We start from the raw sequence: 12,945 nt of genomic DNA, 5'->3' as shown, positions 1-12,945 counted from the left end.
AGGCACAGCGAGATCAGGGAGAAAACACAGTGTCCGCAACAATCACTGCGACCTCTGCAACGGCGACTGCGACGCAGAAGAAGCCGTTCTATCGGATCCTCTATGTTCAGGTTCTCGTGGCGATCGCGCTTGGCGTTATTGTCGGTTGGCTCTGGCCGGATCTCGCCAAGAACGACTGGATCAAGGCGATGGGCGACGGATTCGTCAAGCTCATCAAGATGGCCATTGCGCCGATCATCTTCTGTACGGTCGTCTCCGGCATTGCGCACATTTCCGAAGTGAAAAAGGTCGGCCGCGTCGCGGTCAAGGCGCTCGTCTACTTCGAGGTCGTTTCGACCTTTGCCCTGGCGTTGGGCTTGGTCGTCGCCAACGTGCTGCGTCCGGGAGCGGGTTTCCAGGGGCAGTCGAATGCTGCGGCCGTCGCCGGTTATGCGAAACAGGCGAGCGAGATGAAGTCGGTGGACTTTGTCCTCCACATCATCCCGGACACGGTGGTCGGGGCCTTCGCGCAAGGCGAAATCCTCCAGGTTCTGCTGTTCGCCATATTGTTCGGCTTTGCGCTGATGGGCCTTGGCGAGCGAGCTCATACCGTCCGTGCGTTTGTCGACGACGTCGCCCACGCGATGTTCGGCGTCATCTCGATCATCGTCAAGGTCGCGCCCATCGGTGCCTTTGGTGCGATGGCCTATACGATCGGTCGCTATGGCCCCCAGGCGCTCGGCAATCTCGCCGGCCTGATCGCGACTTTCTATCTCACTGCGTTTCTGTTCGTGGTCGTTGGTCTCGGGATCATCGCCCGTATCGCCGGCTTCTCGATCTTCAAGTTCCTTAAATACATCAAGGATGAGCTGCTGATCGTGCTCGGCACGTCGTCCTCGGAGAGCGCTCTTCCGCAGATGATGGAGAAGCTGGAGATTCTCGGTTGTTCGAAGTCCGTCGTCGGACTAATCGTGCCGACTGGCTACTCGTTCAATCTCGACGGAACCAACATCTACATGACGCTGGCGACGCTTTTCATCGCCCAAGCGATGAACGTCGATCTCTCGTTCGGTGAGCAGATGACGATCCTCGTCGTTGCGATGCTGACGTCGAAGGGCGCTTCCGGCATCACGGGCGCGGGCTTCATCACCCTTGCCGGTACGCTCGCCGCGGTCAGGCCCGAGTTGCTTCCCGGCATGGCGATCGTGCTCGGGATCGACAAGTTCATGAGCGAGTGTCGGGCCCTGACGAACCTGTGCGGCAATGGCGTTGCCTGCGTCGTCGTCGCCTGGTGGGAGGGTGAGCTCGACCGCGAGAAGCTGCGCGTCGCACTCGATCGCAACATCGATCCGACCGACCTCGAGGTCGCCGTAACGACGGGCTAAGGGCACGGTGCCAACCGATCACCGCCCGGACATCACGGGCTATCAAGGGAGTTTGTCATGACGGATGTGGTAATTGTCTCCGCGGCGCGGACGCCAGTCGGTTCCTTCAACGGGGCGTTCGGCGCGCTGTCCGCACACGAGCTCGGAGCTGTCGCAATCAAAGGCGCCCTGGATCGCGCGAAGGTCTCGCCCGAGGATGTCGACGAAGTCATCCTGGGGCAGGTGCTATCCGGTGGTGAGGGGCAGAACCCCGCGCGGCAGGCCGCGATGGCGGCCGGCATTCCGCAGGAGAAAACGGCATGGGGCATGAACCAGCTCTGCGGCTCGGGCCTGCGGTCGGTCGCGCTTGGGCTGCAGCAGATCGCCAATGGCGATGCCAAAATCATTGTCGCCGGCGGCATGGAGTCCATGTCGATGGCGCCGCATCTGTCGCATATGCGGGGCGGCACCAAGATGGGCGACGTCAAGTTCGTCGATTCCATGCTGAAGGACGGCCTGATGGACGCCTTCCATGGCTATCACATGGGCGTCACGGCGGAGAACATCGCCGCCAGATGGCAGATTACCCGCGAGGAGCAGGATGCGTTCGCGACCAGCTCGCAGAACAAGGCCGAGGATGCGCAGAAGGGCGGCCGGTTCAAGGATGAGATCGTTCCGGTCACCGTCAAGACCAGGAAGGGCGACGTCGTCGTCGACCAGGATGAATATATCCGCCCCGGCACGACGCAGGAGTCGCTGGCCAAGCTGAAGCCCGCTTTCAACAAGGAAGGTTCGGTCACGGCGGGCAACGCTTCGGGCCTCAACGACGGCGCGGCCGCTCTGGTGTTGATGAGCGCGGACGAAGCCAGCAAGCGCGGCCTGGCGCCTCTTGCCAGGATCGTCTCGTGGGCCACGGCCGGCGTCGATCCGGCGGTGATGGGTTCGGGGCCGATTCCGGCCTCGCGCAAGGCGCTGGAAAAGGCTGGCTGGAGGGTCAAAGATCTCGACCTCGTCGAGGCCAACGAAGCCTTTGCGGCCCAGGCCATCGCCGTCAACAAGGACATGGGCTGGGATCCGTCGATCGTGAACGTGAACGGCGGCGCCATCGCCATCGGCCATCCGATCGGTGCATCCGGCGCCCGCGTGCTGACGACGCTGCTGTTCGAGATGCAGAAGCGGGGTGCGAAGAAAGGGCTTGCCACGTTGTGCATCGGCGGCGGCATGGGTGTCGCCCTAACGGTCGAACGCTAGAAGAGCAAAGCCGGTTTTTGGAACCGGAGATAATCGCGGACGGCACCACGCCGTCCGCGAACGACAACGGCTGGCCGAGCGCCGGCAAATAGAGATTGAACCGACCAGGATCAGGAGGAGATCATGTCCAGAGTTGCGGTGGTGACCGGCGGAACGCGCGGTATCGGCGAGGCGATTTCGATCGCGCTCAAGGCGGCCGGCTACAAGGTAGCCGCGAGCTATGCCGGTAACGACGAGGCGGCTGCGAAGTTCAAGGGCCAGACCGGCATCAACGTCTACAAATGGGACGTCTCGAACTACGACGCCTGTGCCGCGGGTCTCAAACAGGTCGAGGCTGACCTTGGTCCGGTGGACGTGCTGGTCAACAATGCCGGCATCACCAAGGACGGCATGTTCCACAAGATGACGCCGGAGCAATGGTACGCGGTCATCAACACCAATTTGAACTCGCTGTTCAACATGACGCGGCCAGTGTGGGAAGGCATGCGCGAGCGCAAGTTCGGCCGGGTGATTTGCATCTCCTCGATCAATGGTCAGAAGGGCCAGATGGGTCAGGTCAATTATTCCGCCGCCAAGGCAGGTGATATCGGCTTCGTGAAGGCGCTGGCTCAGGAAGGGGCTCGCGCCGGCATCACCGTCAACACGATCTGCCCCGGCTATATCGCGACCGAGATGGTCAAGGCGATCAATCCGGAGATCGTGGCCAAGAACATCCTGCCCCAGATTCCGGTCGGTCGCCTCGGCGAACCACACGAGATCGCGCGCACGGTCGTGTTCCTCGCCTCCGACGATGCCGGCTTCATCACGGGATCGACGATCTCGGCGAATGGCGGCCAGCACATGATCTGAGGCCGCTTGAGAGCAGAGGGAGGCCGCGTATCGGCTTCCCGAACGAGGGAATCAAGTCGAGGGATACGATGGACCAGGATCTGAAGGAAGCCGCACTCGAATACCATCGCCTGCCGACGCCGGGAAAGATCTCGGTGGTGCCGACCAAGGCGATGGCCACCCAGCGCGATCTGGCGCTGGCCTACTCGCCCGGCGTGGCGGAGCCCTGCCTGGTCATTGCGGAGGATCCGTTGCAAGCAGATGTGCTGACGGCGCGCAGTAACCTCGTCGCCGTCGTCACCAATGGAACCGCCGTGCTCGGCCTTGGCAATATCGGCGCATTGGCTGGCAAGCCGGTCATGGAAGGCAAGGCGTGCCTGTTCAAGAAATTCGCGGGGATCGATGTCTTCGACATCGAACTCGCCGAGGAGAATCCTGATGCGCTGGTCGAGACGATCGCCAGGATGGAGCCGACCTTTGGCGGTATCAACCTGGAGGACATCAAGGCGCCGGAATGCTTCTACATCGAGAAGAAGCTCCGCGAGCGGATGAAGATCCCGGTCTTTCACGACGACCAGCACGGCACTGCGATCATCGCCGCGGCGGCGATCCTCAATGGACTGAAGCTGGTCAAGAAGGACATCGCCGACGTCAAGCTGGTGTGCTCCGGCGCGGGCGCTGCGGCGCTAGCCTGCCTCGATCTGATCGTGAGCCTTGGACTGCGCCGCGAGCGGATCATCGTGACCGATGCCAAGGGCGTCGTGTATGCCGGCCGCGCCGAAAGCATGGACGATAACAAGGCGCGCTATGCTGTGAAGACGGAGGCGCGCAAGTTAGATGACATCATTCAGGATGCGGACATCTTCCTTGGCCTGTCGGCCGGCAAGGTGCTGACCCCTGAGATGGTCAAGAAGATGACGCGCGATCCCCTGATCTTCGCGATGGCCAATCCGATTCCGGAGATCATGCCGGAGGACGCGCTGGCGGTCCGCCCCGATGCGATCATCGGCACGGGACGTTCGGACTACCCTAACCAGATCAACAATGTGCTGTGCTTCCCGTTCATCTTCCGCGGCGCGCTCGATTGTGGCGCGACGACCATCAATGAGGAGATGAAGCTTGCGACGGTGCGCGCGCTGGCGGACCTGGCCATGGCTGAGGTGCCAGAGGTGGTCGCCACAGCCTACAAGGGCGAGGACCTTCGCTTCGGCCGCAACTATCTCATTCCAAAGCCGTTCGATCCACGTCTCATCGAGATGATTGCGCCGGCGGTGGCTAAGGCGGCTGCCGATACGGGTGTTGCCAGGCGTCCGATCGTCGATATGGACGCTTATCGACAGAAGCTGAGCCGCTTCGTCTACCAGTCCGGAAATGCGATGCAGCCGGTCTTTTCGGTGGCGAAGGGGAGCGGAAAATCCCTTGTTCTGGCGGAGGGCGAGGATGAGCGCGTGCTGCGGGCCGCACAGGTCATCGCCGACGAGCGGATCGCAAAGCCGCTGCTGCTTGGCCGGCCGGCGACGATCGAACAGCACATCAAGGCCTTCGGTCTCCGGCTCAGACCCGGACAGGACTGCGAGATCATCGATCCGCACGATGCGCAGGTCTATTCCAAATGCGCCGATGTTTATCATGCGCGCAGGAAGCGCGACGGCGTGTCGGCGGCCCTTGCGCTGTCGGAGACAAGGAGCAACGCGACCGTGCTCGCCTCGATCCTGCTCGAGCGGGGGATCGGCGATGCGATGCTTTGCGGGGTGATCGGGCGAACCGCCGATCACCTGGCCGCGATCAAGAACGTGATCGGGACGAGGGACGATGTGCGGACCCTCGCCGTGATGCAGATGCTCATTCTCCCGCAGCATCAGCTGTTCATCTGCGACACGCACTGCAATCTCAATCCGACTGCCGAGCAGGTTGCTGACATCGCGTTGCTGGCGGCCGCCGAAGTCAAACGATTTGGCATCACGCCGCGGGTGGCGCTGCTGTCGCATTCGAGTTTCGGCAGCTCCGCGGTCCCGGAAGCGCACAAGATGCGCGAAGCGCGCACGATCATTCGCGAGCGCTCGCCCGACCTCGCGGTGGAAGGCGAGATGCGCGGAGATGCGGCGCTGTCGCAATCGGTGCGTGACCACGAGTTTCCGGAGTCCGGCTTCGCAGGGCCTGCGAACGTGTTGGTGATGCCCAATCTCGACGCCGCCAATATCTCCTACAATCTGCTGCGGATGGCTGCGGGGCAGGGGCTGACGGTCGGCGGCATTCTGCTTGGCGCGGCAAAGCCGGCGCACATTCTCACGCCGTCCTCCACCGTCCGCCGCATCGTGAACATGGCCGCTGTCGCAGCCGCGGATGCGGTGTCGGAGAGAGACTGATTGGAGATCCGGCTGGGCGGACTGTGAACACGATCGATCGAGGCCAACATGAGTGAGGCGCAATCGGGAAAACCCCGGGTCGTGATCGTCGGCGGCGGGGCGGGCGGTCTGGAACTCGCAACCCGCCTCGGCGACAAATACGGCCGCAAGGGCAAGCTCGAGGTCACGCTGATCGAGCGCAACCGCACCCATGTGTGGAAGCCGAAGCTGCACGAGATCGCCGCCGGAAGCATGGATATCGCGGCCCACGAGGTCGACTATCTCGCGCAGTCCTATTGGCACGGCTTTCGCTACCGGATCGGGGAGATGATCGGAATCGACCGGGAGCGCCGTCAGGTGCTGGTGGCGCCCTATCTCGATGCCGAAGGCCGTGAGGTGACGCCGAAGCGGAGCTTTGACTATGACGTCCTCGTCATCGCTGTCGGCAGCCAGAACAACGATTTTGGCACGCCGGGCGTCGCGGAGCACGCGATCAAGCTGGAATCGCAGGCAGATGCGAAGCGCTTTCACGAGCGAATGGTCAATGCGTGTATCCGCGCCCATGCCCAATCCTCGCCCCTTGGGGAACACCAATTGAAGGTCGCGATCATCGGAGCCGGTGCGACCGGTGTCGAGCTTGCGGCGGAACTGCACCGGACGACCCGGGAAGTGGTGGCCTTTGGTCTCGATCAGGTCGATGCGCAGAAGGACATCAGGATCACGCTGATCGAAGCCGCGGACCGGGTGCTGCCCGCGCTGCCGGAACGGGTTTCGAAAGAGACAGAAAAGCTGCTCATCAAGCTCGGCGTCGACCTGCTGGTGGGCGCCAAGGTCTCCGAAGTCGGGTCGGACCATGTGAGCCTGACGGACGGACGGATCATTCCCGCCGAACTGATCGTCTGGGCGGCGGGCGTCAAGGCGCCCGATTTCCTGAAAGATATCGCCGGCCTCGAAACCAACCGCATCAATCAGCTCGCCGTACGGCCGACGCTGCAGACCACATGGGACGACAACATCTTTGCGATCGGCGACTGCTCGGCCTGCTCATGGGGCGACCGGGGCAACGTGCCGCCGCGTGCGCAGGCGGCGCATCAGCAGGCGTCCCACCTTTATTCGCAGATCCCGCGGCATCTGCGGGGCGAGGCAATCAAGGACTATCGCTACCGTGACTTCGGATCCCTGGTCTCGCTCGGCGAGTTCAGCACGGTCGGCTCGATGATGGGGGCGCTGGTGGGCGGCAGCCTGGTCTTCGAGGGGCTGTTCGCGCGGATGATGTACCTGTCGCTGTACAAGATGCACGAGCACGCCCTGCATGGTTCGGTGAAGGTAGCGCTCGACACGTTGGCCCGCCTGATCACGCGGCGGACCGAACCGCATGTGAAGCTCCACTGATTGCGGTCGCGGAGAGAATGGATGTCGTGTGGGCCGTTATGCACATGGCGCGGTGCCTGACCTGGAGAGGATGCTGATGGACGCCGTGTTCCTCGCGCGTATCCAGTTCGCCGCGAACATCACGTTTCATATCCTGTTTCCGTCGATCTCGATCGCACTGGGCTGGGTGCTGCTGTTCTTCCGCCTGAGGCATCTGCGCGCAACCGACCCGCAGCAGAAGCTGGACTGGCTGCGCGCCTATCGGCTGTGGACCAAGGTGTTCGCATTGACATTTGCGCTCGGGGTGGTCAGCGGCGTCACTATGAGCTTCCAGTTCGGCACCAACTGGCCGGGCTACATGGAGCGGGTCGGCAATATTGCAGGCCCGCTGCTGGGCTATGAGGTGTTGACCGCGTTCTTCCTGGAAGCGGGCTTTCTCGGTGTGATGCTGTTCGGCCACCGCCGCGTCGGCGAGATGATTCATCTGGGGGCGACCTTTCTGGTCGCGCTCGGCACGTTGATGAGCGCGTTCTGGATCCTCGCCCTCAATTCATGGATGCAGACGCCGGCCGGATACGAGATCGTCGACGGCCAATTCCATGCGAAGAATTGGCTGGAGATCGTCTTCAATCCATCCTTTCCTTATCGCTTCGTCCATATGGTATTTGCATCGTCGCTGACTTGCGCGTTCCTTTTGATCGGGATCAGTGCTTGGCAGCTTCTGAAGGGCGCTGCGACAACGAGCGTATCGCGTGTGCTGCGAACGGGGCTTGTGTTCGCAGCGCTGGCGGCACCCGCACAGATCGTGGCCGGCGATTTTCACGGGCTCAACACGCTCGAGCATCAGCCGCAGAAGATCGCGGCCGTTGAAGGCATCTGGGAAACCACGCGTGGCGCGCCGCTACTGCTGTTTGCGATTCCCGACGATGCGACGCGGTCGAACCGTTTCGAGCTGCCGGTGCCAAAGCTCGCGAGCCTGATCCTACGTCACGACCCTGACGGGGAGCTCAAGGGGCTGAACGAGTTTCCATCTGCCCATCCGCCGGTGCTGCCGCTGTTCTGGTCGTTCCGAATCATGGTGGGAACGGGCATCCTGATGCTGCTGGTCAGTTGGGTCGGCCTCTGGCGGCATTGGCGCGATGGTTGGGATTTTTCCCTTATGCCGCGACCACTGCTCAAACTGTTCGCGGGGATGACCTTCGCCGGGTGGGTCGCAACCATCGCAGGCTGGTACGTGACGGAAATCGGGCGCCAGCCCTTTATCGTATCAGGCCTGATTCGAACCAGCGAGGTCGTCTCGCGTGTTCCAATAGCTAGTATCGCGCTGACCCTGGCCATCTACGTGGCGCTCTATGTCGGCCTGCTGGCGGCCTATGTCGGCGTGCTGAAATACATGGCGGAGAAGCCGGAAAAGGGCGCGGAGGCCATCATGTCGGAGGATTTTGCAGAGGATCCGCATCGCTATCGCAGCCGCGGAGAGTTCGCATGACGTTGATGTCCTTCGACGAGATGCTTCCACTGATCTTCATCGGGTTGATGGGCGTGTCGCTGCTCGTCTACGTCGTGAGCGACGGCTACGATCTTGGGGTCGGCATGCTCATGCACCGCGCGACGCCCGAGGAGCGCGATACCATGGTCGCGTCGATCGGCCCGTTCTGGGACGCCAACGAAACCTGGCTCGTGCTTGGCGTCGGTCTGCTGCTGGTCGCGTTCCCGAAAGCGCATGGGCTGGTGCTGTCGGAATTGTATCTTCCGACCGCGCTGATGCTGGTCGGCCTGGTCCTCCGCGGCGCAGCGTTTGATTTCCGGGTCAAGGCAAAGACCGGCCGGAAGGCAATGTGGGATCGCATGTTCATCGCCGGGTCGATGCTTGCGTCGGTATGCCAGGGCTGGATGCTCGGTCGCTACATCAGCGGCTTTGGCGACGGCTGGAACTATCCGATCTTTGCCGGCGCAATCGCCGCTGCGCTGCCGATGGCCTATGCGCTGCTGGGCGCGACATGGCTCGTGATGAAGACGCAGGGTGAACTGCAGGAGAAGGCGATCGAGTGGAGCAAGATCGCTTGGGCACCCATGGTCCTGGGCCTGATCCTGATCTCGATGGCAACGCCATGGATCAGCGAGACCGTCCGCGTCAGGTGGTTCACGCTGCCGGCGATCATCGCGGTGGCGGCGATCCCGATCACGTCCGGCGTTGCGCTGCTGGCAGTTCGCCTTCTGCTGGGGACGCCAGCCGTGCGCGAGGCACTGTGCTGGCTGCCCTTCGCGCTGCTGGTCCTGGTCTTCTTCCTGAGCTTCCTCGGGCTCAGCTACAGCATCTATCCGTTTGTCGTGATCGACCGGCTCACGGTCTGGCAGGCCGCCAGCAGCCCGGAGTCGCTGAAGGTGATCCTGATCGGGGTCTGCGTGACACTGCCGGTCATCATCGCCTACACCGGATTTTCCTATCGCGTATTCCGAGGCAAGGCCATAGAGTTGGACTATGCGTGAGCCGTCGTCCGCAGTGGCCGGTGCTCCACAGTTTGTGCTGGTTCAGGAGATGACGGAGCTTCTATCCCTGGTGAGCGTCAAGGGACCTGCCAAAGTCAGTTCGGTGGTGCCGGTTTCCACGCGTTGGCTCGTTCGTGGCGCATTTGCCCTCGCGCTGGTCGCCGCGGCGGCGTGGCTGGGATACATGGTCACGTTCCGCCGGGGACTGGACCATCTGCACGCCGCGGCCCAGCAGCGGCTGACCGTCGAGGCCGCGAGGCTCGACGGCTACCTGTCGAGATTTGAATATCTTCCGTCTCTCCTGGAGACATCGCCCAGCGTGTTCCGGCTGCTCGAGGCGCCCAGCGATCCTGCACTGCAGCAAAACGTCAGCTTGTATCTGAAGTCGATCAACCTGCTTGCGGGAGCCGACAATCTCTATGTCCTTGGCGTCACCGGCGCGACATTGGCCGCGGCTGATTTCGACCAGCCCGGCACGCCCTTCGGCGAAAACCTGTCGTATCGCCCCTATGTGAGCGAAGCGCTCTCGAATGGCCGCGGCGCCTTCTTTGGTGTCGGTATCACGACCGCGCGCGCCGGCTACTATCTGTCCTATGCGCTGAAGGACGGCGGAACGACAAAGGGGATCGCGACCGTCAAGGTCAATCTGGATTCGTTCGAGCGGGCCTGGCGCAGCACCGACAACGACATTCTTCTGGTCGACGAGCGCAAGGTGACGATCCTTGCCGCCCGCGACGAGTGGCGCTATCGCCCCATGGCGCCGCTTTCGGTTCCAACACGTGATGACATTGCGCGATTCAAACCCTACGGAAACCACGATCTTGTGCCACTTGGATGGACGCTCGTCGATCAATCTGAGAACGGCACGGCACGGATCATAGCGGAGAACGGTACCGCCTATACGGTCAGCGAGGTCCCAATCAACCGCGGTCTGTGGAAGCTCGTGCTTCTCGACGACGAGGCGCCCACGCGGCAGACCGCGCTCATCATCGGGATCATATCGGGTCTCGCCGCCCTCGTCGCGCTGCTGGCGCTTGGTCTTGTCGAGCAACGCCGCCGGGAGATCAAGCAACGCTTGGCGAGCCAAGCCGCGTTGCAGGCGGCCAACGACATGCTCGAGACCAGGGTGCAGGAGCGCACCGCCGAATTGCGGGCTGCGCAGGATGAACTCGTTCATGCCGGCAAGCTGGCGGCCCTCGGCCAGATGTCGGCGGGCATCGTGCACGAGCTGAACCAGCCGCTGGCGGCGCTGCAAACCGCCGCCGACAATGCGGTCCTGCTGGTCGACCGCGGATTGATTGACGATGCTCGCGGAAATCTCACGCGCATTGGCGAACTGGTGCGGCGGCTCGGCCGTCTGACCAGCCAATTGCGGGTGTTCGCCTACAAGTCGAGCAGCCCGCTTGGTGCGGTGTCCGTCGAGCATGCGGTGGCTGAATCGCTCAAGATTCTCTCCGGGCGCGTCAGGGAGGGCGGCGTCGCCATCGCGACGGAGGTCGACGCGAAACTCTGCGTGATTGCCGATCAGACGCGGCTCGAGCAGCTGTTGTGCAACATCGTGGCGAACGCGCTCGATGCCGTGGAGAGCGTCGAGCGGAAGTCGATCGTAATCCGGGCGGGCAGGGAAGAGGCGCAGACCGTCCGCTGCCGCATCGTGATCAGCAACAGCGGGCCGGCGATCGCCTCCGACGTCCTGCAGCGCATGTTCGAGCCGTTCGTGACGACCAAGCCCGCGGGAAAGGGGCTCGGCCTTGGCCTGATGCTTTCTAATCACATTGCACGCTCGTTCGGCGGCGAACTGCATGCGCGAAACCTGACGCCTGATGGTGCCGAATTCGTCGTGACCCTTCCATTGGCAGAGATAGCAGAGGCGGCCTCGCATGGGTGATGACCAATCGATCGGCGTGATCTATGTCGAGGACGACGACGACGTCCGGATCGGCGGCGTCCAGGCGCTCGAGCTCGCAGGATTTTCCGTTTCCGGATTTGCCTCGGTTGAGAGCGCCAGCGGCTCCGTTCGGGCAGATATGCCTTTTGTCGTGGTCTGCGATGTGCGCCTGCGCGGGCGTAGCGGTCTCGACTGGCTGTCCGATCTGCGCCGACTGGACCAGGATCTGCCTGTGATCCTGATCACGGGTCATGGCGATATTTCGATGGCCGTGCAGGCAATGCGGACCGGCGCTTATGATTTCATCGAGAAGCCCTGCTCCTCGGAGCAGTTGATCTCAGTGGTGCGCCGGGCGGCGGAGAAGCGGCGGCTGACGCTCGAGGTGCGATCGTTGCGGTCCGCCTTGGCGGACCGCAACGGAATCGAGGCGAGCTTGCTCGGCCGATCACCGCAGATCCAGGAGGTGCGCCGGCTCGTCTCCACCTTGGCGGCGACCAATGTCGACGTCACGATCTATGGTGAGACCGGAACCGGCAAGGACGTCGTCGCGCGCTGCCTGCACAATCACAGCGGCCGCCGCGGCGGCAATTATGTCGCGGTGAATTGCGGCGGTCTGCCGGAATCGCTGGTCGAGAGCGAGCTGTTCGGCCACGAGGTGGGCGCGTTCACCGGCGCCACCCGTCAGCGGATAGGAAAGATCGAATACGCCAGTGGCGGAACGCTGTTCCTCGACGAGATCGAGAGCATGCCGCTGAGCGTCCAGGTTAAATTGCTGAGATCGCTCCAGGATCGCTCGATCGAGCGCGTCGGCACCAACAAGGCGATCGCGGTGGATTGCCGTGTCGTGGCTGCGAGCAAGGTGAATTTGCTCGAGCTGAGCGAAAAGCGTCTGTTTCGTGCCGATCTGTACTATCGCCTCGGCGTCGCTTTCATCGAGCTCCCGCCGTTGCGCGAACGGCGGGAGGATATCCCGCTGCTGTTCGAGCAATTCACCCTGGATGCGGCGAGGCGGTTCGAGCGTGACGCCCCGATTCTGGACGAACAGACCATGTCTCACCTGCTGGCCTATTCGTGGCCGGGCAACGTACGCGAACTTCGCAACGTCGCCGACCGTTTCGTGCTCGGTGTCCTCGACAGCAAGGCGGTCAATAAATCCGGTTTCGGTACGTCGGATGTGTCATTGCCGCGGCAACTCGAGAACATCGAGCGATCGATCATCGAGGACGCGCTCCGGCGCAAGCAGGGCGACGTCCAGGCAACGGCCGCGCTTCTCAGCATTCCGAAGCAGACGCTGTACGACAAGATCAAACGCCTCTCCGTGAATGTCGATGGCATCAGGGAGGGTGCGGCCGTCCGCTCCGGGTCCTGAGATCGCGGCGGACCGTGGGACGAACCGACCGGCCCGCCCATGCGGGCCCAGATAGCTAGC

9 protein-coding genes are annotated in these 12,945 nt (G+C 62.8%); all 9 read left to right on the top strand.

What is annotated here, in order from left to right; all coding sequences use genetic code 11:
- Positions 1-29 precede the first annotated feature (29 nt).
- Positions 30-1,364 carry a dicarboxylate/amino acid:cation symporter gene (locus EI171_RS29130; protein ID WP_202633024.1) on the top strand — a complete coding sequence of 445 codons (1,335 nt, stop codon included), beginning with the start codon at positions 30-32 and terminating at the stop codon, positions 1,362-1,364.
- Positions 1,365-1,421: 57 nt separating this feature from the next.
- Positions 1,422-2,594 carry an acetyl-CoA C-acetyltransferase gene (locus EI171_RS29125; protein WP_161535366.1) on the top strand — a complete coding sequence of 391 codons (1,173 nt, stop codon included), beginning with the start codon at positions 1,422-1,424 and terminating at the stop codon, positions 2,592-2,594.
- Between the two features lie 123 nt (positions 2,595-2,717).
- Positions 2,718-3,443, top strand: a complete 726-nt coding sequence (gene phbB, locus EI171_RS29120) for an acetoacetyl-CoA reductase (RefSeq protein ID WP_028170815.1) — start codon at positions 2,718-2,720, stop codon at positions 3,441-3,443.
- Positions 3,444-3,511: 68 nt separating this feature from the next.
- Complete coding sequence (locus EI171_RS29115; protein WP_161535365.1) at positions 3,512-5,788, top strand: NADP-dependent malic enzyme; 2,277 nt, start codon at positions 3,512-3,514, stop codon at positions 5,786-5,788.
- A 48-nt stretch (positions 5,789-5,836) separates the two neighbouring features.
- Complete coding sequence (locus EI171_RS29110; RefSeq protein ID WP_161535364.1) at positions 5,837-7,159, top strand: NAD(P)/FAD-dependent oxidoreductase; 1,323 nt, start codon at positions 5,837-5,839, stop codon at positions 7,157-7,159.
- Between the two features lie 76 nt (positions 7,160-7,235).
- Entirely contained in the window at positions 7,236-8,627 is a 1,392-nt protein-coding gene (locus tag EI171_RS29105) for a cytochrome ubiquinol oxidase subunit I (protein ID WP_246740277.1), read from the top strand.
- Positions 8,624-9,628 (top strand): cytochrome d ubiquinol oxidase subunit II, encoded by a 1,005-nt coding sequence (locus tag EI171_RS29100; RefSeq protein ID WP_371740274.1) that lies wholly within the window; start codon positions 8,624-8,626, stop codon positions 9,626-9,628. Before EI171_RS29105 ends, EI171_RS29100 begins: the two co-directional genes overlap by 4 nt.
- The gene (locus tag EI171_RS29095) at positions 9,621-11,516 is read left to right on the top strand and encodes an ATP-binding protein (protein WP_161535363.1); all 1,896 of its coding nucleotides are present in this window, start codon (positions 9,621-9,623) and stop codon (positions 11,514-11,516) included. Before EI171_RS29100 ends, EI171_RS29095 begins: the two co-directional genes overlap by 8 nt.
- Entirely contained in the window at positions 11,509-12,885 is a 1,377-nt protein-coding gene (locus tag EI171_RS29090; RefSeq protein WP_161535362.1) for a sigma-54 dependent transcriptional regulator, read from the top strand. The genes EI171_RS29095 and EI171_RS29090 overlap by 8 nt, the downstream gene beginning before the upstream one ends.
- The last annotated feature ends 60 nt before the right edge of the window (positions 12,886-12,945 follow it).

This window comes from Bradyrhizobium sp. LCT2 (assembly GCF_009931255.1).
GTDB classification, from domain to species: Bacteria; Pseudomonadota; Alphaproteobacteria; order Rhizobiales; family Xanthobacteraceae; genus Bradyrhizobium; species Bradyrhizobium diazoefficiens.
The sequence above is the reverse complement of the archived record's forward strand: the minus strand, read 5'-3'. Positions and strand labels throughout refer to the sequence as shown.